At 36.2% G+C, this 2,162-nt stretch carries 2 protein-coding genes; both read right to left on the bottom strand.

Annotated elements, in window-relative coordinates; genetic code table 11:
* On the bottom strand, positions 1-180 hold a 180-nt coding region (locus tag VE944_RS01165; protein WP_324971101.1), incomplete at its 3' end, for an insulinase family protein.
* A 781-nt stretch (positions 181-961) separates the two neighbouring features.
* The gene (locus VE944_RS01160) at positions 962-1,702 is read right to left on the bottom strand and encodes a DUF559 domain-containing protein (RefSeq protein WP_324971099.1); all 741 of its coding nucleotides are present in this window, start codon (positions 1,700-1,702) and stop codon (positions 962-964) included.
* Positions 1,703-2,162: the final 460 nt, after the last annotated feature.

Genomic DNA, 2,162 nt, shown 5'->3' with positions numbered 1-2,162 from the left:
CTCTAAAAAGTGAGCCATGCCGTTAATGCTATCAGATTCTACGGCTGAACCAACTTTAATCCATAAGTTGAGGTTTACAGCTTCAACTGGCATCTGCTCCGCTATGATTGTCAAACCATTGGGCAACTGATGCAGGGTTGGAGTATTAAGACGAGGAAGTTTCCGCAGGGTTGAAGTCATTGCTACTTGTGTGAAGAGCTATATTACCTCTTTATCTTATCCGTGACTGAAGAGGCAAGGGACAGGAAGAAAATTGGTATTAAAAAGCAAACTGGAGTTTGAGTAAGCCAAATGGCATTTTGAGAAAGCAAAAGCTTCTTTTACTTGCGGAAAACACTAAAATCAGAAAACAAACTGGGGTTTGAGAAAGCAAAAGCTTCTTTTACTTGCGGAAAACACCAAAATCAGAAAACAAACTGGGGTTTGAGAAAGCAAAAGCTTCTTTTACTTGCGGAAAACACCAAAATTAGAAAGCAAACTGGGGTTTGAGTAAGTCAAAGCTCCTTTTGAGTAAGTAATTGCGGATTTTGCTTATTGAATTTAGTCAAAATATGAAGTTTAGATAAAAATATTGAAAAATTACTGATAAATTTTGAACCGTCAGATTTGAATTCAATAAGTAGTAAAAAAACAAAGTCCCCGGCTTTTCTAAAAAGTCGAGGATTTTTTTGTAGCCTTGTCAAGGGGAGGATTAGGGTGGGGTAAAACTTACGTGAAACCCAGGTGAGTAAACTATTTCAGACTTGTGTATACACCCTAGCCGAGTCGGAGAGAGACAGGTTTGAACTTTAATTCAAGACAGGGAGAGGTTTGTTGAACTAACGAGAGTAAGGGTTATTAAAGGTTTCCCAAGCAGCAATTCCCCTGAAAAATAAACCTTTAGTGTTAGCATACTTATTTAAATTATAGGTTAGTTGATTCATGTCAAAATTCTTTACCTATTAATTAAACTTACTAATAATCACCTGTTACTATCTAGTAGGTCTAAAAAACGCTTAACTACACAATCAGGCTGCTGTTGACAATCTTTCCAATCAAAGCGCTCGATAAATATTCCGTAGGACCTTAAAGATTGATCTCGACTACGGTCGCGCTGAATATAGCTTTGCGTATTGTGGTGTGGACCGTCCACTTCCAGGATTCCCCACTTTCCCTGATGACATATTAGAAAATCTGGATAACATTCACCGCGTCCATATCCAACCTTAAATCGCGCTTTGCAGTTTGGAAGGAATAAGACACCTAGTTTATCTAATTCTTTTGCAACTTGGACTTCACTAAGGGATGCAAATTTAAAGCCATTCCAATTTTTTACTTTTTCATCAGAAATGAATGTACCCTGATTATGTCCATCTCTTCCAAGAGCATTTTTCAGCAAATCATCACGCCAATCAGCTTGAATATCTGGAATATTCGATAACTCTATTACAGGAGTTATATACAGCTTATTAACTTCCCATTCATCAAGAGGTAGTATAGCTTCAAAAGCTCGATGAATAGCTTTGGTAATAGAATGTTCTTTATCAAGAAGAATATCATAATTAGGTCGTCGAGTTTTCAGTTTTATATCGAACCAGTATAAGGCAGAATCCCATGATAAAAAAGCACAAGATAGTAAAAATATTGCGGCATCTTTTTCTTCTCCATCAATTAGAAACTGTACAGCTTTTGCATACTCTTCATTAAAGTTTTGGGTTTCCATAAAAAATTATAGCCATACTCTATTTTAGAAAAATACTGTAACTTTAATGTACATTAGCTTAATATATTTTGACAAGTAATTATTACTAGTGTGATTCTAATTAAGTAAAATGATCAAAAAAGCATTGCTCATTTTACTTAATCATCGCTTCCAATTCTTCTAAAGCTTGAAAACTTCCTACTTGCCAACTACGTTCTACGGCAGCAGGGATAATCTGAGTAATAGCTATATCCTCAAAATTAGGACTGGTATTAGATTTTATGTATTTCCCATTTCTCAGGAAATAAATAGAAAGGTTTCCACTGTCGTAAACCTATAGTTCTGGGACTCCAATGGCTTCATAAGCATCAAGAGTAGTTTTCGATGTGACATCAGTCTCAATCGCTAAATCTGGCGGCGGATCATTAGCTTGCAAGCGGCGATGACCGATCATCTGTTGATAATTTTGAATATAAAAGCA

Source organism: Nostoc sp. (assembly GCF_035638895.1).
In the GTDB taxonomy this organism is placed as follows: domain Bacteria; phylum Cyanobacteriota; class Cyanobacteriia; order Cyanobacteriales; family Nostocaceae; genus Nostoc.
Note: the sequence above shows the minus strand (reverse complement) of the source record. Positions and strands in the feature narration are given on the sequence as shown.

Bases quoted from the DNA above. Each gene is read 5' to 3' on its own strand.
- VE944_RS01160 (WP_324971099.1), bottom strand. From the start codon at position 1,702: ATGGAAACCCAAAACTTTAATGAAGAGTATGCAAAAGCTGTACAGTTT.